We start from the raw sequence: 18,973 nt of genomic DNA, 5'->3' as shown, positions 1-18,973 counted from the left end.
CGACAGTGGTCGTGACAGCAGTTGTGTCCCGCATGAGCTCTGGAGGGTTATTGATGACAACGGCAGGTGGCGGTTACCCGGGCCAGGGTGCTCATTCGGGCCCACCCACCCATGAGGCGCCAATCGGCGGTGCCGACGGGTTGGCCGCCGAGGTGCACACTCTGGAGCGGGCCATCTTCGAGGTCAAGCGCATCATTGTGGGCCAGGACCAGCTGGTGGAGCGGATGCTGGTCGGCCTGCTCGCCAAGGGGCACGTGCTTCTGGAAGGCGTTCCGGGCGTCGCCAAGACGCTCGCGGTAGAGACCTTCGCGCGCGTGGTCGGCGGGACGTTCGCGCGCATCCAGTTCACGCCCGACCTGGTGCCCACCGACATCGTCGGTACCCGCATCTACCGGCAGGGCAAAGAGGAATTCGACACTGAGCTGGGCCCCGTGGTGGTCAACTTCCTGCTCGCCGACGAGATCAACCGTGCACCCGCCAAGGTGCAGTCGGCGTTGCTCGAGGTGATGGCCGAGCGCCACGTCTCGATCGGCGGTAAGACGTTCCCGCTGCCCAACCCGTTCCTGGTGATGGCGACGCAGAACCCGATCGAGCAGGAGGGCGTCTACCCGCTGCCTGAGGCGCAGCGCGACCGCTTCCTGTTCAAGATCAACGTCGGCTACCCCTCGCCCGAAGAAGAGCGCGAGATCATCTACCGGATGGGCGTCACCCCGCCGCAGCCCAAGCAGATCCTCGACACCGGCGACCTGCTGCGTTTGCAGGGTGTCGCGGCCAACAGCTTCGTCCACCACGCGCTGGTCGACTACGTGGTCCGCATCGTGACCGCTACCCGCCACCCGGAGCAACTCGGGATGAACGACGTCAAGACCTGGATCGCGTTCGGCGCCTCGCCCCGTGCCTCGCTGGGCATCATCGCCGCGGCCCGGGCGCTTGGCCTGGTGCGCGGTCGCGACTATGTGATCCCGCAGGACATCATCGACGTCATCCCCGACGTGCTGCGGCACCGGCTGGTGCTCACCTACGACGCGCTCGCCGACGAGATCACCGCCGAGACGGTGATCAACCGGGTCCTGCAGACGGTGGCCTTGCCGCAGGTGAATGCCGTTCCGCAGCAAGGACATTCGGTGGCACCGGTGATGCAGGGCGCCGCGGCGGGCGGTCGGTGACGGATAAAAAGGCGGTTCGCCATCCGCCCTCGATGCTGCGCGGCACCATCGACGACCCGAAGTTGTCGGCGGCGCTGCGCACACTCGAGCTGACGATCAACCGCAAGCTGGACGGCATCCTGCACGGCGACCACCTGGGTTTGATCCCGGGGCCGGGCAGCGAGCCGGGGGAGTCGCGGATCTACCAGCCCGGTGACGATGTGCGACGGATGGACTGGGCGGTCACCGCGCGCACCACCCATCCGCACGTCCGGCAGATGATCGCCGACCGTGAGCTGGAAACCTGGCTGGTCGTCGACATGTCGGCCAGCCTCGACTTCGGCACCTCGGTGTGTGAGAAGCGGGACCTCGCGGTGGCCGCCGCGGCGGCGATCGCTTACCTCAACGTCGGCGGCGGCAATCGTCTTGGCGCGTTGATTTCCAACGGCGACAACATGATTCGGGTTCCGGCCCGGTCCGGCCGGGAGCACGTGCACAATTTGTTGCGCTCCATCGCGACCACGCCCAAGGCGCCGGTCGGGGTACGCGGCGACCTGGCCGCGGCGATCGACGCGCTACGCCGGCCGGAACGCCGGCGCGGAATGGCGGTGGTCATCAGTGACTTCCTGGGCCCGATCAACTGGATGCGTCCGCTGCGGGCGATCGCGGCCCGTCACGAGGTGCTCGCCATCGAGGTCCTCGACCCTCGCGACGTTGAACTGCCCGACATCGGCGACGTGGTGCTGCAGGACGCCGAATCCGGGGCGGTACGCGAATTCACCATCGACGCCCAGTTGCAGACGGATTTCGCTCGGGCTGCGGCGAAACATCGTGACGACGTGGCCCGCACCATTCGTGGTTGCGGCGCCCCGGTGATGACGCTGCGCACCGACCGCGACTGGATCGAAGACATCGTCCGTTTCATCTCCTCCCGCCGGCGCGGGGCAATGGCGGGACGCCGGTGACGGACTTCTACAACATGACGGGTCTGTTATGACGTTGCCGCTGCTGGGGCCGATGTCGCTGTCCGGCTTCGAACACTCCTGGTTCTTCCTGTTTCTGCTCGTCGTCGCCGGGCTGATCGCGCTGTATGTGGTGCTGCAACTGGCGCGGCAGCGGCGCATGCTGCGCTTCGCCAACATGGAGTTGCTGGAAAGCGTTGCGCCGAAACGGCCTTCGAAGTGGCGGCATATTCCGGCGATTCTGTTGGCGGCGTCGCTGGTGCTCTTCACCATCGCGATGGCGGGGCCGACGAACGATGTGCGGATTCCGCGTAACCGCGCCGTGGTGATGCTGGTGATCGACGTGTCGCAGTCGATGCGTGCCACCGACGTCGAACCCAACCGGATGGTGGCCGCGCAGGAAGCGGCCAAGCAGTTCGCCGACGAGCTGACTCCCGGAATCAACCTGGGGCTGATCGCCTACGCAGGCACGGCGACCGTGCTGGTGTCGCCGACGACCAACCGGGAAGCCACCAAGAACGCTCTGGACAAGCTCCAGTTCGCCGACCGGACCGCTACCGGGGAGGGCATCTTCACCGCGCTGCAGGCGATCGCCACCGTCGGCGCGGTGATCGGTGGCGGCGACACGCCGCCGCCGGCGCGCATCGTGTTGTTCTCCGACGGCAAGGAGACGATGCCGACCAACCCGGACAACCCCAAGGGCGCCTTCACCGCCGCGCGCACCGCCAAGGACCAGGGCGTGCCGATCTCGACGATCTCCTTCGGCACCCCGTACGGCTTCGTCGAGATCAACGACCAGCGTCAGCCCGTGCCAGTCGACGACGAGACATTGAAGAAGGTCGCGCAACTGTCCGGCGGTAACGCCTATAACGCCGCCACGTTGGCCGAGCTCAAGGCGGTGTACTCGTCGCTGCAGCAGCAGATCGGCTACGAGACCATCAAGGGCGACGCGAGCGTGGGTTGGCTGCGGCTCGGCGCTCTGGTCCTGGCTATCGCCGGTCTGGCTGCGTTGCTGATCAACCGCCGCTTGCCGACGTAGTCCAGCTGCGCAGCCGGAAAGGTCTGGCTGATCTTCCCCGGGTGAGCCTGCGCCTACAAGCCAGAGCCTCTGGCGGCGAGCCTGCGCCGCTGGCGATGAAGCACAGGGACCGGCGCCGCACTGCGCGCGCTCAGCGCAATCTTGGCGTCTCCACCGAAGACTCGCTGTCCTCCGCGTGGTGACCGTTGCCCCGGGCGCCATTGAGGTCGGCGCCATTGACCCCGGCGCCATTGGCCCCGGCGCCATTGCGGCGCTCGCGTAGCGCGGTCAGGGCCCGCTGCTCCCCGGCGTGGGCAGCCTCGCGCAGAGCGGCCGCTTCGGCCGGCGGATCGGCGAACAGGAAGCTGCCCGAGCCGGGTCGTCCGCCCAGGCCAAGTTTGTTCATCCGCTTGGGAATTGGCGTGCCCTGATATTCCAGCGGGATCGGATGCCCGTGCTCGTCGACCGCGCCCAGCGGTTGGTGCAGTTCGACGTAGGCGCCGTGCGGCAGGCGTCTGATGATGCCCGTCTCGACACCGTGCTCGAGCACGGCGCGGTCACTGCGCTGCAGGCTGATGCACCAGCGGTAGCTGACGAAGTACACAACCGGCGGCAGTATCACCATGCCGATCCGCCCAATCCACGTCATCGCGTTCAAGGAGATGTGGAACTGGTAGGCGATGATGTCGTTGAACGACGAGAAGGTCAGCACGATGTAGAACGCGATTGCCATGGCGCCGATCGAAGTTCGCACCGGAACGTCGCGGGGCCGCTGCAACAGGTTGTGATGCGCGTTGTCACCGGTGAACCGCTTCTCCAGGAACGGATACACCACGAGCGTGCCCAGGATGACGCCCATCAGCACGGCTACGGCGACGGCGGCCGGAACGGTGTAATGGCCGATGTACAACTCCCAGGCCGGCCACAGCCGGACCAGGCCGTCGGTCCACATCATGTAGAAATCCGGTTGTGAGCCCGCCGCGACCTGAGAAGGTTTGTAGGGGCCCAGGTTCCAGATCGGGTTGATCTGCAGCAGTCCACCCATCAGGCCGAGCACGCCGACGATCGCGGCGAAGAAGGCTCCCGATTTGATCGCGAACACCGGCATCACCCGCACGCCGACGACGTTGTGTTCGGTGCGGCGCGGGCCGGGGAACTGGGTGTGCTTCTGGAACCACACCAACGCCAGGTGCACGCCGATCAGCGCCAGCATGATGCCGGGGAAGACCAGAATGTGGATGGCGTACAGCCGCGGGATCAGGATGTTGCCCGGGAAATCGCCGCCGAACAACAGCCAGTGCAGCCAGGTGCCGACCACCGGAATTCCCAAGGTGATCGACGACAGCGCCGCGCGCAGTCCGGTGCCCGACAGCAGGTCGTCGGGCAGCGAGTAGCCGAAGAAGCCCTCGAACATGGCCAGGATCAGCAGCAGCGACCCGACCACCCAGTTGGCCTCGCGCGGCCGGCGGAACGCGCCGGTGAAGAAGATGCGCGCCATGTGAACCATGATCGAAGCGGCGAACAGCAATGCCGCCCAGTGGTGAACCTGGCGCACGAACAGCCCGCCCCGCACCTCGAACGAGATGTTGAGTGCCGTTTCGTAGGCTCGCGACATCTCGACTCCCCGCAACGGCTGGTAGACGCCGTTGTAGGTGACTTCGCTCATCGACGGGTCGAAGAACAAGGTCAGGTAGACGCCAGTCAGCAGCAGGACGACGAAGCTGTACAGCGCGATCTCGCCCAGCAGGAACGACCAGTGCGTCGGGAAGACCTTGTTCAACTGACGCCGGAGCGCCGCGGACGGGTGATAGCGGGTATCGATCTCGTCGGCCTGGCGGCCCAGCACCGCGCCGGCATCGATTTTCGGACTCATCGGCGAACCTTCTGACTCGGCAGCATTGCAGTACAGATCTTTCATTAATGTACTACTCGTTCATTAATGAATGGGCAATACGCTTCTGGCCTGGATGTTCATCAGCTAACTTTCTCCATGATCGACCGCGAACGTTGGCAGCGGGAAGGACGCGTTTCGATGACACCTGGCCGCGGCGCCCCGGGTGGTGAGCAGGGCGAGGACGCCCGGATCATCCGAACCCGTGCCGACGTCGCGCGCACCGCGTTCGACGTACTGGTTCAGGAAGGCTCCGACGCGCTGACTCACGCTCACGTGGCCCAGCGGGCCGGCTACTCCAAGACCACGCTCTACAAGCACTGGCCTACCCGGTTCGACCTTGCTGCGATCGCCCTGGAGGCCCTCGGCGAGGTTGAGCATCACGTTCCCACGGGAGATCTCCGCACCGACCTGATCGGCGAGCTCACCACGTTCCGGCAGGCGGTGCTCGACCACCGGCTCGACCAGGTGCTGTCCGCGATGACGCAGTGGGCGACGGACGACGTGATGAAAGAGGTCCGCGACAAGATCAACACCGACGGTCAGCGGACCATCCGCGGCATCCTGGAAGGCGCCTTCGGCGGTGCGCAACTGGAAGCGGCGATCTCGATGCTCTCCGGGGTGGTCGCGTGCCCGTCGCTGATGTTCGGCACGGTGCCCGACGACGACGTCATCGAGGCGGCGGTGGACATGGTGTTGCGCAACGTGCGCCGAACCGCTGGTCGGTGACCCCGGTGGACGTGCCCGTCCGTCCCCAGGCCCAATTTCGGCCGCAAAGCCCCGAGGCGCTAGGTTGTCGGGGTGACTGACACAGCCACCGACACCACGAGCGAGGCCGCCACCGAGGGCGGCAGACCCCCTTTCGTATCCCGTTCAGTCCTGGTCACCGGCGGAAACCGGGGGATCGGCCTGGCGATCGCGCAGCGGCTGGCCGCCGACGGCCACAAGGTAGCCGTCACGCACCGCGGATCGGGCGCGCCCGAGGGTCTGTTCGCCGTCGAGTGTGACGTCACCGACAACGACGCCGTCGACCGCGCCTTCAAGGAGGTCGAGGAGCACCAGGGCCCGGTCGAGGTGCTGGTCTCCAACGCCGGTCTGTCCGCGGACGCGTTCCTCATCCGGATGACCGAAGAGCGGTTTGAGAAGGTCATCGACGCCAACCTCACCGGCGCCTTCCGGGTGACCCAGCGCGCCGCACGCAGCATGCAGCGCAAGAAGTTCGGCCGGCTGATCTACATCGGGTCGGTCTCCGGCAGCTGGGGCATCGGCAACCAGGCCAACTACGCGGCTTCCAAGGCCGGTGTGATCGGGATGGCGCGCTCGATAGCCCGGGAGCTGTCGAAGGTCAACGTGACCGCGAATGTGGTCGCGCCGGGCTACATCGACACGGACATGACCCGTGCCCTGGACGAGCGGATCCAGGAGGGCGCATTGCAATTCATCCCGGCGAAACGGGTGGGCACCGCTGCCGAGGTCGCCGGGGTGGTCAGCTTCCTGGCGTCGGAGGACGCGAGCTACATCTCCGGTGCGGTCATCCCGGTCGACGGCGGCATGGGCATGGGCCACTAGAAGCAAAGAGGGGACGAAATAATGGCAGGACTGCTCGAAGGCAAACGGATCCTGGTGTCCGGGATCATCACCGACTCGTCGATCGCGTTCCACATCGCCAAAGTCGCTCAGGAGCAGGGCGCTTCGCTGGTGTTGACGGGATTCGACCGGCTGCGGCTGATCCAGCGGATCTGCGACCGGCTTCCGGAGAAGGCGCCGCTGATCGAACTCGACGTGCAGAACCAGGACCACCTGGACAGTCTGGCTGCCCGGGTGACCGAGGTCATCGGCGAGGGCAACAAGCTCGACGGTGTCGTGCACTCGATCGGGTTCATGCCGCAGAGCGGGATGGGCATCAACCCGTTCTTCGACGCGCCCTACGAGGACGTGTCCAAGGGCATCCACATCTCCGCGTACTCGTACGCATCCTTGGCAAAAGCGTTGCTGCCGATCATGAATCCGGGCGGCGGCATCGTCGGCATGGACTTCGACCCCACCCGCGCGATGCCGGCCTACAACTGGATGACGGTTGCCAAGAGCGCACTGGAATCGGTCAACCGGTTCGTCGCGCGCGAGGCCGGGAAGTACGGCGTGCGTTCGAACCTCGTTGCGGCAGGGCCGATCCGGACGCTGGCCATGGCCGCTATCGTCGGCGGTGCGCTGGGCGACGAAGCGGGTGCCCAGATCCAGCTGCTCGAAGAGGGCTGGGACCAGCGCGCGCCGATCGGCTGGAACATGAAGGATCCGACCCCGGTCGCCAAGACGGTGTGCGCGCTGCTGTCTGAATGGCTCCCGGCGACCACGGGTGACATCATCTACGCCGACGGCGGCGCCCACACTCAGTTGCTCTGACACACAATGCAATTCGATGCGGTCTTGCTGCTGTCGTTCGGCGGACCGGAAGGGCCCGAACAGGTCCGGCCGTTCCTCGAGAACGTCACCCGCGGCAGGAATGTGCCGCCGGAACGCCTCGATGACGTCGCCGAGCACTACCTGCATTTCGGCGGTGTCTCACCGATCAACGGCATCAACCGTGCGCTGATAGCCGAGTTGCAGAGGCAGCAGGACCTGCCGGTGTACTTCGGCAACAGGAACTGGGCGCCTTACATCGAGGACACCGTTGCGGCCATGCGGGACAACGGTATCCGCCGTGCGGCCACCTTCACCACCTCGGCGTGGAGTGGCTACTCCAGCTGCACCCAGTACGTCGAGGACATCGCCCGGGCGCGCGCGGCAGCCGGTTCCGGGGCACCGGAGCTGGTCAAGCTGCGCACCTACTTCGACCACCCGCTGTTCGTCGAGATGTTCGCCGAGGCGGTCACCACGGCCGCCGCGACGGTGCCCCCGGGCGCGCGCCTGGTCTTCACCGCCCATTCCATCCCCACCGGCGCCGACCAGCGTTGCGGGCCGAACCTTTACAGTCGCCAAGTCGCCTATGCGGCAAGGCTTGTCGCCGAGGCGGCCGGCTACGCCGAACACGACCTGGTGTGGCAGTCACGTTCCGGCCCGCCGCAGGTGCCGTGGCTGGAACCGGATGTCGGCGACCATCTCGCGGCGCTGGCCGGTGCCGGCACCGAAGCCGTCGTCGTCTGTCCCATCGGGTTCGTCGCCGACCACATCGAGGTGGTCTGGGATCTCGATCATGAACTGCGCCTGCAGGCCGACGAATTGGGCGTCGCTTTGGCGCGCGCCGGCACACCCAACGCCGATCCTCGATTCGCCCGGCTGGCAATCGATTTGATCGACGAACTGCGCGACGGCCGAGAGCCGGTGCGGGTCAACGGTCCCGGCCCGGTGCCGGGCTGTCTGGGCAGTGTCGACGGCGCCCCGTGCCGTCCACCGCACTGCGCAGCCGGCTAGTCAGTCCACGCTGAGTGGAGGATTTCATCGACCGCGGCCATCCGGGCTGAGCGCACCACGGCAGTCAACGGCCGCAATGCATCGTTGGCGATCTGACCCTCTGAGGACGATTGGGTGCCAACGAGTTCCGGCGCGGCGGTCATCCGGTCGGGCAGCCGGCTGAGCCCGGCGCTGACGGCGATGATTGCGTCGACATGTGCCGCGTTCTCCAGCACGCGCAGCGCACGCGATGGTGCATGATCGGGAACCCGGTGCTGGCGTTGGGATTCCATCAACTGTTCGACCAGTTCGCGTGGATTGTCGACGCCGCTGGACGATCCCAGTCCCATCGCACTCAGCGCGTCGGCGGCCGACCGCACGGCTGACCGCAGGTCGTATTCGGCGCCGCCGAGATCGTGGTAGTCGAAGGCCGGAGGGCCGGGCAGCGAGTACACCATCCAGGTGAGCGCACACAATTCGGGCTCCGAGACTTCGTGGCCGTCTTCGGTATCGCTGTAGGTGAAATCGGGCACCAGGCCGATCGCCGTCTGAGGATCGGTCGGATGGCTGATGATCACGGCCTCACCGGCGGTCAGTGCGTCGGTGGCGAACTGCGTTCCGGCGAAAAGACCCCGCACGTCACCGGGTACCGGCAGCACCACGTTGATCGAGCCGCGGAGCGAAGACGTGGAGCGGCCGACCGCCCCACGCAGTGTCTGCAGCAGACACACCGTACCGGCATCGTTGACATCAGGCCAGGGCAGGCCGGTGTGACCCGCCGCGACCGCATCATACGCGGCGACCGATTGCCTTGGCGCCCAAAGTGATAACGCGTCCAAGACGTCGTCGGGCGCGGCCTTGCCGGCGAGCCAGGCGTTGGCCCACATGGACAGCGAAACACTTGGGCACCACATGACCTCGCAGTGTAGTTGTTCGCCGCCATCGAGGTGGATCGCGCGTATTCTGTGCCCATGCCCGCCGCGCTGATCTGGTTGATCGCCGCACTGGTGCTGGCCGGTGCCGAAGCGCTCACCGGAGACATGTTTCTGCTGATGCTGGGCGGCGGCGCGCTGGCCGCGGCCGGCGCCAGCTGGCTGACCGACTGGCCGGTGTGGGCCGACGGACTGGTGTTTCTGATCGTCTCTGTGCTGCTGCTTTCCGTGGTTCGCCCGACCCTCAGGCGGCGGCTGCTGCCGGCGAAAGTTCCGCCGATGGGCATCAAGGCGCTGGAGGGCAAGAATGCGGTGGTCCTCGACCGGGTCGCCCGGGATGAGGGACGGGTGAAGCTGGACGGCCAGATGTGGACGGCGCGCCCGCTCAACGACACCGACGTCTACGAACCCGGACAGTCGGTCACTGTGGTGAGAATCGACGGGGCCACCGCGGTGGTGTTTCAGAGTATGTAGGGCTTTCGAGAAAGGGAATCCCGGTGGAAGGTGCGGTAGCTGGTCTGGTGTTGCTGGCCGTTCTGGTGATCTTCGCGATCATTGTGGTGGCCAAGTCGGTGGCGTTGATCCCGCAGGCCGAGGCGGCGGTCATTGAGCGGCTGGGCCGTTACAGCCGCACGGTCAGCGGTCAGCTGACCTTGCTGGTGCCGTTCATCGACCGCATCCGGGCACGGGTGGACCTGCGGGAGCGCGTGGTCTCCTTCCCGCCGCAGCCCGTCATTACCGAGGACAACCTGACCCTCAACATCGACACCGTCGTCTACTTCCAGGTCACCGTGCCGCAGGCGGCGGTCTACGAGATCAGCAACTACATCGTCGGGGTCGAGCAGCTGACCACCACTACGTTGCGCAACGTGGTCGGCGGCATGACCCTCGAGCAGACCCTGACGTCGCGCGACCAGATCAATGCCCAGTTGCGTGGCGTGCTCGACGAGGCGACCGGCCGGTGGGGCCTGCGAGTCGCCCGCGTGGAGCTGCGCAGCATCGACCCGCCGCCGTCCATCCAGGCGTCGATGGAAAAGCAGATGAAGGCCGACCGTGAGAAGCGCGCGATGATCCTCACCGCCGAAGGCACCCGACAGGCCGCGATCATGCAGGCAGAAGGCCAGAAAGCGTCCCAGATCCTGGCTGCTGAGGGTGCCAAGCAGGCCGCGATCCTGTCCGCCGAAGCCGACCGGCAGTCCCGGGTGCTGCGCGCCCAGGGTGAGCGCGCCGCGGCCTATCTGCGCGCCCAGGGTGAGGCCAAGGCCATCGAGAAGACGTTTGCCGCGATCAAAGCCGGTCGGCCCACACCCGAGATGCTGGCCTACCAGTACCTGCAGACCCTGCCGGAGATGGCCCGCGGCGACGCGAACAAGGTGTGGGTGGTGCCCAGTGATTTCAATGCGGCGTTGCAGGGCTTCACCCGCATGCTGGGCAAGCCCGGTGAGGACGGGGTGTTCCGGTTCGAACCGTCTCCGGCCGAAGAGCCGCCGCGGCATGCCGCTGATGCCGAGGACGCCGAGGTCGCGGACTGGTTCTCCACTGAAACCGACCCGACCGTCGCTCAGGCGGTCGCCAAGGCCGAGGCGATCGCGAACAAGCCGGTAGACCGGCCGCTGGGCGCGCCCCCGGAGTTGCGTCAATAGGATCAGGGGATGAGCACTCTGACTTCACCGAAAATCTATGCGGCGCTGGCAACTTTTCATGCCGTCGACGCGGTAGCGTGCGCCGTCCAGGTGCCCCCGATCAAGAAGGTGCTGGACACCGTCGAAGTTCCGGACAACGTGCGGCCCGTTCTGCCCGTGGTCAAGGCCGCCGCCGCGGTGGGGCTGGCGTCGGTCACCCGCTTCCCGGGGTTGGCCCGGCTGACGACGGCGATGCTCACCCTCTATTTCGTGCTGGCTGTGGGCGCTCACATCCGGGTGCGGGACAAGGTGGCCAACGCTGCACCGGCGGTGGCGTTCCTCGCGCTGTTCGCGGCGATGGCGGCGAAGGGCCCCGAGGACAGTTAGTCGAGCCGCAGCTCGACCATCGGCAGCGGGGCGCCGGTGTCGGTGATCGGCGCGCCGAGTGTCTCCGCCAGCACATGCTTGAACTGCTGCCACGCCCGAGGATGACGGTCGCGGTACCGCGCCAGTACCCGGTCCACCTCGTCAGGGTTGAGGATCCGTGCGGTAGCGGGTGCCGGCGCATGGCTGCCGACGAAGACCCGCACGTGCGGGTTGGCCTCAATGTTGCGGAACCACTGGGCTTTTCGCCCGAATCCCGAGGGGACTACGTAGCTGCCGGGCGCGGGACGGTCGACGACCTCCAGCACGACGTAGCGTGGCCGCCCGGTCTTGCGGCCGATGTGCTCGAGCATGAGTGTGCGGGATCCGAACAGTGCCCCGGCTCGCGCCCGGTAGATCCAGATCGGCGCGCGCACCAGGTGGCGGGAGCGCAACAGCCATGCCCCGGTCCGGGCGAATGCGTGAGATGTCATCGCAAGCCTCCCCTCTAATCGAGGATGCCACGCGCCCTGCATCACGCCGCGAGCGTGCAGGTAGGTACAACGACACGCCGTTGGGCGTGGCATTGTGTGCACGCTCGCGCCAGCGGGGATGGTCGCGCCAGCGGGGAGGGTCGTGCCGCCGCGCCAGCGGGGAGGGTCGTGCCGCCGCGCATACCCGCGACCGGCGAGGGTGCGCACCGTGCGCACCCTCGCCGGTCTGGGGACTGACTACCGCGGGGCCGTGGGGGACGGGCTCGGGCCGGCTGACGGAGGCGCCGGCACCTGACCCGGTGCAGGCGGCGGCTGTCCACCCGGTCCGCCTGGCCCCATCGGAGGCGGTCCGCCGGGGAATGGCGGCCGCAAGCCGGGGCCACCCGGTCCCATCGGCGGTGCCATGCCCAGCGGGCCTTTCGGTGCGGCCATCGGCCCGCCGGGACCGCCCGGTCCCCCCGGTCCGCCTGGGCCGCCCGGCGGGAAGCCGTAGTGCGACATCCCGGGCGGGCCGAATCCGGGTCCTGGCGGTGGCGGGGGAGGCCCGAAACCGAACGCCATGATCAGAAAGGCGGCGCCGGCGGTGAAGACTGCGCCGAAAAGCCCGCCGAGCAGCCCCGCGCCGAGCACCACGCGGGTGGAGAAGCGGCGTTTGTCCGCAGCGACGGGTGCAACGGGTGCAACGGGTGCTGAAGACGGGGCGGCAGCGGGATCAGTCGTGTTGTCGTCGGAGGTCATGCGACTCCTCACGTCGTTGGATGAGTTGGTAACCGCGACGGTAGAAGCCGAACTTGAAGTGGATCTGAAGAAATCAGGGCGGCCCGGGTGGTCCGGGCAGCGCGGGCCGCTCGGGTAGCAGCCCGGGCGACGTCGATGTCGGCACCACGCTCGACAACGCCGGGGGCGGGGTCGGCACAGCAGACGAGAACTGGGGGTAGGGCGGCGGGGGTAGTTCGACGCGAACCGTGAAGACCAGGCCGGTCACCGCGAATGCGGCAGCCGCGCCGATTGCTACGCCGGCCAGGCCGGCGCCCACCAGCGCGCCGGTGGAATACCGTCGAGCTGGTGCTGGGGGGTTGGTGCGGTCGGAGGTCATGTGTGGATTGTGCGCCGTCACCGCGAAAACGGCGCCAAATTCGCGGCCACGTCGTGGTCGCGCATAAGAATGGGGGCATGACGGACAGCCGAACGGCGACGGATCAGTTCAGTGTCGGCACTCCCCGGGTATTGGTGGTCGAGGACTCCGAGACCATCCGCGAAATGGTCAGCGAGGCCCTGGCCGACGTCGGCTATCACACCGACACCCGTTGCGACGGTGAGGGATTGGAGGAAGCGCTGGCGGGCCTTCGTCCCGATCTGGTGGTGCTGGACGTGATGCTGCCGGGCCGGGACGGATTCGAACTCATCGACGTCGTGCGCGACTACGGTGACGTCGGAATCGTGTTGATCACGGCGCGTGACGGTCTGCCCGACCGGCTGCGCGGCCTCGACGGCGGTGCCGACGATTACGTCGTCAAACCCTTCGAACTCGCCGAGCTGGTGTCACGGGTGGGCGCGGTACTGCGGCGACGGGGACGCCTGCCGAAAGTGGTGCAGTTCGGCGACGTGATCCTCGACGCCGACGCCGGGGTGGCGGCGCGCGACGGACACCCGCTGGACCTCACCGCCACCGAATTGCGGCTGCTGCAGTTCCTGGTCGAACAGCGCGGCCGGATCGTCAGCGCCAACCAGATCCTGAACGCGGTGTGGGGTTACGACGCCTACGACGCGAATCTGGTGCAGGTCCACGTCAGCAGCCTGCGGCGCAAACTCGAAACCCACGGGCCACGGATTCTGCAGACCGTGCGCGGCATCGGATACCGCCTGCAGCCGCAGCGATCATGACCGCCGACCCCACCACCGCCACCCCGTCGCTGCAGCGTCGGGTGGTGCTGCTGGTGGTGGCGCTGCTCGGCGTGCTGCTGGCGGTGCTCGGCGTGACCATCGATGTCACGCTGGGCATGCAGGCCCGCCGCGACTTGCACGACCGGTTGCTCGCAGCGACGTCGAGGGCCGATGCACTGGTGGCCGCCAACACGCCGCCCGATCTGCTCGCCGCGCAGCTCAACGGGGGCACCGTGCGCGCCCTGGTGGTCATGGCCGACGGAGCCACCTACGGCGATCCCGGCATCAGCCCCGACACAAAAGCCGGTTCGGTGGTGCCGCCGCCGGGGTTTCCACCCCCACTCGGTCGCCCGCCGGGGCCGTTGCCGATCCCGCCGTCGGGCCCGGATTCGGGGCCGCCGATGATGCCCCCGCCACCGCCGCCCGGACCGCCGCCCGACGGCAGTGCCACCGTGGTGGTGCACCCGTTGCCCGACGGCGCCCGCTTGATCCTGGTTGCGGACACCACGCAGACCACCCAGGTGACCCGGCAGCTGCGACAGTTGATGATCGGCGCCGGGTTGGTGACGCTTGTGGTGGCGGCGCTGTTGCTCGTCGCCGTCAGCAAGGCCGCGTTGCGGCCGTTGGATCGATTGACCACGCTGGCCGGGGACATTGCCACCGGTGATCGTGGCCGGCGGCTGCGCCCGTCTCGGGCTGACACCGAATTGGGCAGAGCGGCAACCGCTTTCGACGGCATGCTGGATGCGCTGGAAGATTCGGAGTTGCGTGCGCAGCAGGCGGCCGAAGCCGCACAGCGGGCCGAAGCCGCGACCCGGCAGTTCCTGGTCGACGCCGCGCACGAGTTGCGCACCCCGATCGCGGGTATGCAAGCCGCCGCAGAACAACTCGCCGCCCACGAGAGCGAGTCGGAGGCGAGTGCGCAGTACCGGCGGGCCAGCCTGCTGCAGTCCGATGCCCGGCGTGCGGGCCGGCTGGTCGCAGACATGCTGGACCTGAGCCGTATCGACGCCGGACTGCCGCTCGATATCCACGACACCGACGTCGCGGCCGTCGCCGACGCCGAGGTGCAGCGGGCCGCGATGCTGGCGCCGCAGCTCTCGGTCGCGCGGACCGGCCTCGAGCAGCTGACGGTCCCGGCGGACCCGACCCGGGTGGCGCAGATCCTGTCCAACCTGCTGGACAACGCGCGGCGGCACACGCCCGCGGATGGCGCTGTGACGGTCGACGTGAGTGCGGATGCGGCGGCGGCACAGCTGACCGTCACCGACACCGGACCGGGCATACCCGACGACGAGCGGCACCGCATTTTCGAGCGGTTGGTGCGTCTGGACGCGGGGCGCGCCCGCGACCACGGCGGCGCCGGGCTCGGACTCCCGATCGCGCGCGCGTTGGCCCGGGCGCACGGCGGTGACCTGGTATGCCTACCGCACGACGGCGGCGCCCGGTTCCGGCTGAGTCTGCCACTGGGCAGGCTGCCCGGGTCCATGTCGAGATTGCAGTGACGGCTGTGCATTGGGCAAACCGCACAACCGTGGTGGCAATCTCGCCGTCAGAGGAAAGGGGCGCGTCAGCCCGTCACCACCGTCAGCCCCCACTGATCGAGCCACGGCCGCACCAATTCGGCAACGGAAAACGTTGCGGGAATTGAGCATCCAGGGTTCGGGTCATTCATTCGCCCGCCGCGGATGTGTATTCCGACCGCCGCCGCGCCGTCGGGCTGGATGAGGTAGACGGGTCCGCCGGAGTCGCCACACTGGCTGGCCGCCAGAAAGACCACCTTGCTCTCGGTGACCTCGGTGACCTGTCCGCATTCGACCCGGCCCGTCTTCATGCCGAATTTGCACAGCTGCTGACCGACCTGCACCGCGTCGGCAACGCGGGCGACCGGCATCGAGCCGGCGATCGAGGCGCTGCGGGGGATGGTGTCGGAGTCGAGGGTGATCAGACCGATGTCGTGCGCCTCGCCGCGCGTGCCCTCGCTGACGGTCTGGGTGAACGTCCCGACGCTCTGGTACGGACGGGCGCCGGAGTTCATGCTCACCCGGCTGGCCTCACCGGCCTTGTTGCAGTGCCCCGCGGTGAGCAGTCCGGTGTCGCCGCCGGTGGTCCGCACGAGAAACCCTGCTGTACAAGCCATTCCGCCGGTCCCGTCGGCGAAGGCGACAGCGACCGCGGTGCCTGGTCCGATCGTGGGCAACGGGGGCAGGTCGACGAGGGGTTGCGCGACGGGCCTGCGGACTCCGGGCAGAAAGATGGCGGCCACGAACGCTGCCGTGCTCAGCAGCGCGACGATCGACAGTCGCCAGCTGTAGGCGCGCGACTGTCCACGCGCGAGCAACGGCCACAACGCGACCACCGCCGATACCAACGCGCCGGCCAGCAGTGCCACCGTGCGCAAAAACTGCGCCTGAGACATCAGAACCGACCCTGCGCGGCCAGCCCAGCCGTCAGGGCGTCACCGCCGGTTCTTGCTCGGGCTCGGAGACCGGCGCCTGCTCCGCCGTGTGCCGGTGGTGCTGCCGGTACTGGTGGATCTCGTAACCCAGCCCGCACAACCCGAGCCCGCCGGTGCACACCGACACCAGCACCATCAGCGGGTTGGCGTCGCCGGCGAACGCGTTGCCCAGGATGACGACGGCCGCGGTGCCGGGCAGCAGGCCGGCGACCGTGGACCACATGTAGGGCAGCACCCGCACGGCCGAGGCGCCGGCGGCGTAGTTGATCGCCGAGAACGGCACGAAAGGAATGAACCGCAGCGAGAGGATGGCCAGCCATCCCCGCTCCCGCAGTCGCTGGTCGAGCCGTCCGATCGTGCGGCTTTGCACCAGGCGGTTGAGCCGCCAGCCCGTCGCGCGGATCAGCAGCGTCGCCAGCACGGCGCTGGCGGTGCTCGCGGTCACCGCGATCAGCACGCCAACCACCGGACCGAACAGCAGGCCGGCCGCCAGCGTGAATGCGGTGCGGGGGAACGGCGGCACGGTGACGACGGTGTGCACGAGCCAGAACACCAGCGGGAACCACGGCCCCAGCGAGCGGGCCCAGTCACGCATTTCCACCGCTGTCGGTAGCGGAACCAGCAGTGCGACGGCCACCAGAACTGTGATTCCCACCACGGTTGCCACCACTCGCGGCACCGATGCCTGTCGTGCGGCCGCGAGCAGAGCAATGGCGATGCCGCGCACCGTATCGGTGGTTTTGCTGATGGCGGCGGTCGTCACGGCTTCCAAGGGTACGGGGCGAAAATGAATATCGAGTTTCCCAGGGCTGGCGTTTCGCCGGCGCGGTGTTCCGCTCGGCGGCACCTCGATTCCTGGATTCCGGTGCCGATCAATTAGCCTGATTAGCTAAGCGACAACCCGGAAGTGAGCCTCAACAAGACTGCTTATTGCTGCGGAAACAGGAGCAAATCGGTGTCCATTGACGTACCCGAACTCGCCGACCTAGAACAGGTTCGCGGGCGCTGGCGCAGTGCAGTTGCCGGTGTGTTGGCCAAGAGCGCGCGGATCGACCCGGCTGAGTTGGGCGACCACCCCGAAGAGCGCTTGGAGACCCCGACCTACGACGGGTTCGTCATCCGGCCGCTGTACACCGCGTTCGACGAACTGCCCGAGCCGCCATTGCCGGGCCAGTGGCCCTTCGTGCGCGGCGGCGACCCGTCGCGCGACGTGAAGTCCGGCTGGAAGGTCGTCGAAGCGTTTCCGCTGCCCGGCGCGCCCGTCGCGGAGGCCAATGGCGCGCTGCTGGCTGCGCTGGGTGAAGGCGTCAGCGGACTGCTGCTGCGGGTGGGGGAGTCTGGTGTAGCTCCCGACCAGCTGTCAGGGCTGCTCGAAGGCGTCTATCTGAGCATGGCCCCGGTCATCATCGACGCCGGAGCCGATTACGTTGCGGCCGCGGACGCCGTGTTGGCGCTGGTGGGGCAGGTCGAGGCGGACCAGCGCGCGACCGTGTCGGTCGACCTGGGCGCCGACCCGCTCACCGCGACGCTGAGCGAACGCGCCGCACCGACACTGGACGACGTGATCGCGGTGGCGAAACGCGCCGCGGATCAGCAGGGGGTACGGGCGGTCACCGTCGACGGACCCGCCTTCCACAACCTGGGTGCCACCGCCGCGTGGGAACTCGGCGCGACGATCGCCGCGGCGGTCGCCTATCTGCGGGAGCTCACCGAAGCCGGGTTGCCGGTAGGGCAGGCGCTGCGCCAGATCAGCTTCCGGCTCGCCGCCGACGACGACCAGTTCATGACGCTGGCCAAGATGCGCGCCGTGCGACAGTTGTGGGCCCGCGTCGCCGAGGTGGCGGGCGATCCCGACGGCGGCGCGGCCGTCGTGCACGCGGAGACATCGCTGCCGATGATGACGCAGCGCGACCCTTGGGTGAACATGCTGCGCTGCACGCTGGCGGCCTTCGGCGCGGGTGTGGGCGGCGCCGACACCGTGCTGGTCTACGCGTTCGACGTGTCCATCCCCGGTGGCTGGCCGGGCACGGCCACCAGCTTCGCGCGCCGCATCGCCCGCAACACCCAGTTGCTGCTGCTCGAGGAGTCGCACGTCGGGCGGGTGCTCGACCCGGCCGGCGGCTCGTGGTTCGTCGAGGACCTCACCAGGCAGCTGGCCGAGCGGGCGTGGGAACACTTCCAGGCCATCGAGTCCCGAGGTGGATTCGTCGACGCCCACGCTTTTCTGGCCGGCGAGATCGGTTCGCTGGCCGCCCGGCGCGCCGACGACATCGCGCACCGCCGGATCGCGATCACCGGCGTCAACGAATTCCCGAACCTCGGCGAAGCTCCGCTGCCACAGGGTGATTCGCTCGGCAGGGCTGGGCAACTGCGGCGTTACGCCGCTGAGTTCGAGGCGCTGCGCGACCGCTCCGACGCCTACCTCGCGGAGCACGACCACCGGCCGCAGGTGTTGCTACTGCCGCTGGGTCCGCTGGCCGAACACAACATCCGCACCACCTTTGCCGCAAACCTGTTGGCATCCGGTGGTATTGAAGCGATCAACCCCGGCACCGTCGACGCCGCGGGCGTCGCACAGGCCGCCCTGGCAGCGGGGTCTCCCACGGCGGCGGTGATCTGCGGAACCGACAAGCGCTATCCCGACGAGGTTTCCGGTGTGGTGCAGGCCGCCCGCGATGCCGGAATCGAACGGGTGTACCTGGCCGGGCCCGAAAAAGCCGTGGGCGATGCCGAATATCGGCCCGACGAGTATTTGACCGCGAAAATCAATGCAGTCGAAGCGCTTTCGAGTCTGCTCACCAGATTGGGGGCATAACG

The 18,973-nt window shown here is 67.9% G+C and carries 20 protein-coding genes; 13 read left to right on the top strand and 7 right to left on the bottom strand.

Translation table 11 applies throughout. The features are described 5' to 3' along the window. Window positions 1-53 precede the first annotated feature (53 nt). From QXK92_RS06990 to QXK92_RS06980, 3 genes are read left to right on the top strand one after another with little or no spacing between them, the layout of a single operon-like run. Window positions 54-1,166 (top strand): MoxR family ATPase, encoded by a 1,113-nt coding sequence (locus tag QXK92_RS06990; protein ID WP_306240950.1) that lies wholly within the window; start codon window positions 54-56, stop codon window positions 1,164-1,166. Window positions 1,167-1,198: 32 nt separating this feature from the next. Continuing rightward, window positions 1,199-2,110, top strand: a complete 912-nt coding sequence (locus QXK92_RS06985) for a DUF58 domain-containing protein (RefSeq protein WP_371934195.1) — start codon at window positions 1,199-1,201, stop codon at window positions 2,108-2,110. A gap of 28 nt (window positions 2,111-2,138) precedes the next feature. Next, window positions 2,139-3,146 (top strand): VWA domain-containing protein, encoded by a 1,008-nt coding sequence (locus QXK92_RS06980; protein ID WP_306240948.1) that lies wholly within the window; start codon window positions 2,139-2,141, stop codon window positions 3,144-3,146. Between the two features lie 130 nt (window positions 3,147-3,276). Here QXK92_RS06980 and QXK92_RS06975 read toward each other — a convergent pair whose 3' ends face one another. Continuing rightward, the gene (locus tag QXK92_RS06975; protein ID WP_306240947.1) at window positions 3,277-4,998 is read right to left on the bottom strand and encodes a cytochrome bc complex cytochrome b subunit; all 1,722 of its coding nucleotides are present in this window, start codon (window positions 4,996-4,998) and stop codon (window positions 3,277-3,279) included. 159 nt (window positions 4,999-5,157) lie between these two features. Between QXK92_RS06975 and QXK92_RS06970 the strand changes: the two genes are divergently transcribed. The 4 genes from QXK92_RS06970 (at window position 5,158) to QXK92_RS06955 (ending at window position 8,424) form a co-directional block, all read left to right on the top strand. Further along, window positions 5,158-5,745: a TetR/AcrR family transcriptional regulator gene (locus QXK92_RS06970; RefSeq protein WP_306240946.1), complete on the top strand. Its 588-nt coding sequence runs from the start codon at window positions 5,158-5,160 to the stop codon at window positions 5,743-5,745. Window positions 5,746-5,817: 72 nt separating this feature from the next. Further along, window positions 5,818-6,585 carry a 3-oxoacyl-ACP reductase FabG1 gene (fabG1, locus tag QXK92_RS06965; RefSeq protein WP_306240945.1) on the top strand — a complete coding sequence of 256 codons (768 nt, stop codon included), beginning with the start codon at window positions 5,818-5,820 and terminating at the stop codon, window positions 6,583-6,585. A 21-nt stretch (window positions 6,586-6,606) separates the two neighbouring features. Beyond that, on the top strand, window positions 6,607-7,416 hold the full coding sequence (gene inhA / locus QXK92_RS06960) for an NADH-dependent enoyl-ACP reductase InhA (RefSeq protein ID WP_306240943.1): 810 nt from the start codon (window positions 6,607-6,609) through the stop codon (window positions 7,414-7,416). A gap of 6 nt (window positions 7,417-7,422) precedes the next feature. Continuing rightward, window positions 7,423-8,424 (top strand): ferrochelatase, encoded by a 1,002-nt coding sequence (locus tag QXK92_RS06955; RefSeq protein ID WP_306240941.1) that lies wholly within the window; start codon window positions 7,423-7,425, stop codon window positions 8,422-8,424. Here QXK92_RS06955 and QXK92_RS06950 read toward each other — a convergent pair. Then, window positions 8,421-9,317 carry a hypothetical protein gene (locus tag QXK92_RS06950; protein WP_306240940.1) on the bottom strand — a complete coding sequence of 299 codons (897 nt, stop codon included), beginning with the start codon at window positions 9,315-9,317 and terminating at the stop codon, window positions 8,421-8,423. The two genes, QXK92_RS06955 and QXK92_RS06950, sit on opposite strands and share 4 nt — an antisense overlap. Window positions 9,318-9,374: 57 nt before the next feature. Here QXK92_RS06950 and QXK92_RS06945 point away from each other — a divergent pair, with 57 nt between their 5' ends. The 3 genes from QXK92_RS06945 to QXK92_RS06935 are packed head-to-tail and all read left to right on the top strand — an operon-like array spanning window position 9,375 to window position 11,344. Next, window positions 9,375-9,809: an NfeD family protein gene (locus tag QXK92_RS06945; RefSeq protein WP_306240938.1), complete on the top strand. Its 435-nt coding sequence runs from the start codon at window positions 9,375-9,377 to the stop codon at window positions 9,807-9,809. A gap of 23 nt (window positions 9,810-9,832) precedes the next feature. Then, complete coding sequence (locus tag QXK92_RS06940) at window positions 9,833-10,978, top strand: SPFH domain-containing protein (protein ID WP_306240936.1); 1,146 nt, start codon at window positions 9,833-9,835, stop codon at window positions 10,976-10,978. A gap of 9 nt (window positions 10,979-10,987) precedes the next feature. Beyond that, entirely contained in the window at window positions 10,988-11,344 is a 357-nt protein-coding gene (locus tag QXK92_RS06935) for a DoxX family protein (RefSeq protein ID WP_306240935.1), read from the top strand. Here the strand turns inward: QXK92_RS06935 and QXK92_RS06930 are convergent. From QXK92_RS06930 to QXK92_RS06920, 3 genes are all read right to left on the bottom strand, one after another. Beyond that, a complete protein-coding gene (locus QXK92_RS06930; RefSeq protein ID WP_306240934.1) occupies window positions 11,341-11,814 on the bottom strand; it encodes a nitroreductase family deazaflavin-dependent oxidoreductase in 474 nt (157 codons plus the stop codon). The two genes, QXK92_RS06935 and QXK92_RS06930, sit on opposite strands and share 4 nt — an antisense overlap. Window positions 11,815-12,051: 237 nt before the next feature. Continuing rightward, entirely contained in the window at window positions 12,052-12,552 is a 501-nt protein-coding gene (locus QXK92_RS06925) for a hypothetical protein (RefSeq protein WP_306240933.1), read from the bottom strand. Between the two features lie 73 nt (window positions 12,553-12,625). Further along, window positions 12,626-12,910, bottom strand: a complete 285-nt coding sequence (locus QXK92_RS06920) for a hypothetical protein (RefSeq protein ID WP_306240932.1) — start codon at window positions 12,908-12,910, stop codon at window positions 12,626-12,628. Window positions 12,911-12,987: 77 nt separating this feature from the next. On the opposite strand from QXK92_RS06920, the gene QXK92_RS06915 reads away from it, so the two are divergent. Both QXK92_RS06915 and QXK92_RS06910 read left to right on the top strand, forming a co-directional pair. Then, window positions 12,988-13,698, top strand: coding sequence for a response regulator transcription factor (locus QXK92_RS06915; protein WP_306240931.1), 711 nt, complete (start codon window positions 12,988-12,990; stop codon window positions 13,696-13,698). Further along, a complete protein-coding gene (locus QXK92_RS06910; protein WP_306240930.1) occupies window positions 13,695-15,203 on the top strand; it encodes a HAMP domain-containing sensor histidine kinase in 1,509 nt (502 codons plus the stop codon). The genes QXK92_RS06915 and QXK92_RS06910 overlap by 4 nt, the downstream gene beginning before the upstream one ends. Before the next feature lie 65 nt (window positions 15,204-15,268). Here the strand turns inward: QXK92_RS06910 and QXK92_RS06905 are convergent, their stop codons facing one another. Continuing rightward, on the bottom strand, window positions 15,269-16,117 hold the full coding sequence (locus QXK92_RS06905) for a S1 family peptidase (protein WP_306240929.1): 849 nt from the start codon (window positions 16,115-16,117) through the stop codon (window positions 15,269-15,271). 31 nt (window positions 16,118-16,148) lie between these two features. Beyond that, window positions 16,149-16,919: a TVP38/TMEM64 family protein gene (locus QXK92_RS06900; protein WP_306240928.1), complete on the bottom strand. Its 771-nt coding sequence runs from the start codon at window positions 16,917-16,919 to the stop codon at window positions 16,149-16,151. Between the two features lie 192 nt (window positions 16,920-17,111). Between QXK92_RS06900 and mutA the strand changes: the two genes are divergently transcribed. Further along, on the top strand, window positions 17,112-18,971 hold the full coding sequence (gene mutA, locus QXK92_RS06895) for a methylmalonyl-CoA mutase small subunit (protein ID WP_306240926.1): 1,860 nt from the start codon (window positions 17,112-17,114) through the stop codon (window positions 18,969-18,971). Window positions 18,972-18,973: the final 2 nt, after the last annotated feature.

This window comes from Mycobacterium sp. TY815 (assembly GCF_030755135.1).
GTDB lineage: Bacteria > Actinomycetota > Actinomycetes > Mycobacteriales > Mycobacteriaceae > Mycobacterium.
This window is presented reverse-complemented; position numbering and strand designations above follow the sequence as displayed.

Bases quoted from the DNA above. Each gene is read 5' to 3' on its own strand.
- QXK92_RS06990 (WP_306240950.1), top strand. From the start codon at position 54: ATGACAACGGCAGGTGGCGGTTACCCGGGCCAGGGTGCTCATTCGGGC.
- QXK92_RS06985 (WP_371934195.1), top strand. From the start codon at position 1,199: ATGCTGCGCGGCACCATCGACGACCCGAAGTTGTCGGCGGCGCTGCGC.
- QXK92_RS06980 (WP_306240948.1), top strand. From the start codon at position 2,139: ATGACGTTGCCGCTGCTGGGGCCGATGTCGCTGTCCGGCTTCGAACAC.
- QXK92_RS06975 (WP_306240947.1), bottom strand. From the start codon at position 4,998: ATGAGTCCGAAAATCGATGCCGGCGCGGTGCTGGGCCGCCAGGCCGAC.
- QXK92_RS06970 (WP_306240946.1), top strand. From the start codon at position 5,158: ATGACACCTGGCCGCGGCGCCCCGGGTGGTGAGCAGGGCGAGGACGCC.
- inhA (WP_306240943.1), top strand. From the start codon at position 6,607: ATGGCAGGACTGCTCGAAGGCAAACGGATCCTGGTGTCCGGGATCATC.
- QXK92_RS06955 (WP_306240941.1), top strand. From the start codon at position 7,423: ATGCAATTCGATGCGGTCTTGCTGCTGTCGTTCGGCGGACCGGAAGGG.
- QXK92_RS06950 (WP_306240940.1), bottom strand. From the start codon at position 9,317: ATGTGGTGCCCAAGTGTTTCGCTGTCCATGTGGGCCAACGCCTGGCTC.
- QXK92_RS06945 (WP_306240938.1), top strand. From the start codon at position 9,375: ATGCCCGCCGCGCTGATCTGGTTGATCGCCGCACTGGTGCTGGCCGGT.
- QXK92_RS06935 (WP_306240935.1), top strand. From the start codon at position 10,988: ATGAGCACTCTGACTTCACCGAAAATCTATGCGGCGCTGGCAACTTTT.
- QXK92_RS06930 (WP_306240934.1), bottom strand. From the start codon at position 11,814: ATGACATCTCACGCATTCGCCCGGACCGGGGCATGGCTGTTGCGCTCC.
- QXK92_RS06925 (WP_306240933.1), bottom strand. From the start codon at position 12,552: ATGACCTCCGACGACAACACGACTGATCCCGCTGCCGCCCCGTCTTCA.
- QXK92_RS06920 (WP_306240932.1), bottom strand. From the start codon at position 12,910: ATGACCTCCGACCGCACCAACCCCCCAGCACCAGCTCGACGGTATTCC.
- QXK92_RS06915 (WP_306240931.1), top strand. From the start codon at position 12,988: ATGACGGACAGCCGAACGGCGACGGATCAGTTCAGTGTCGGCACTCCC.
- QXK92_RS06910 (WP_306240930.1), top strand. From the start codon at position 13,695: ATGACCGCCGACCCCACCACCGCCACCCCGTCGCTGCAGCGTCGGGTG.
- QXK92_RS06905 (WP_306240929.1), bottom strand. From the start codon at position 16,117: ATGTCTCAGGCGCAGTTTTTGCGCACGGTGGCACTGCTGGCCGGCGCG.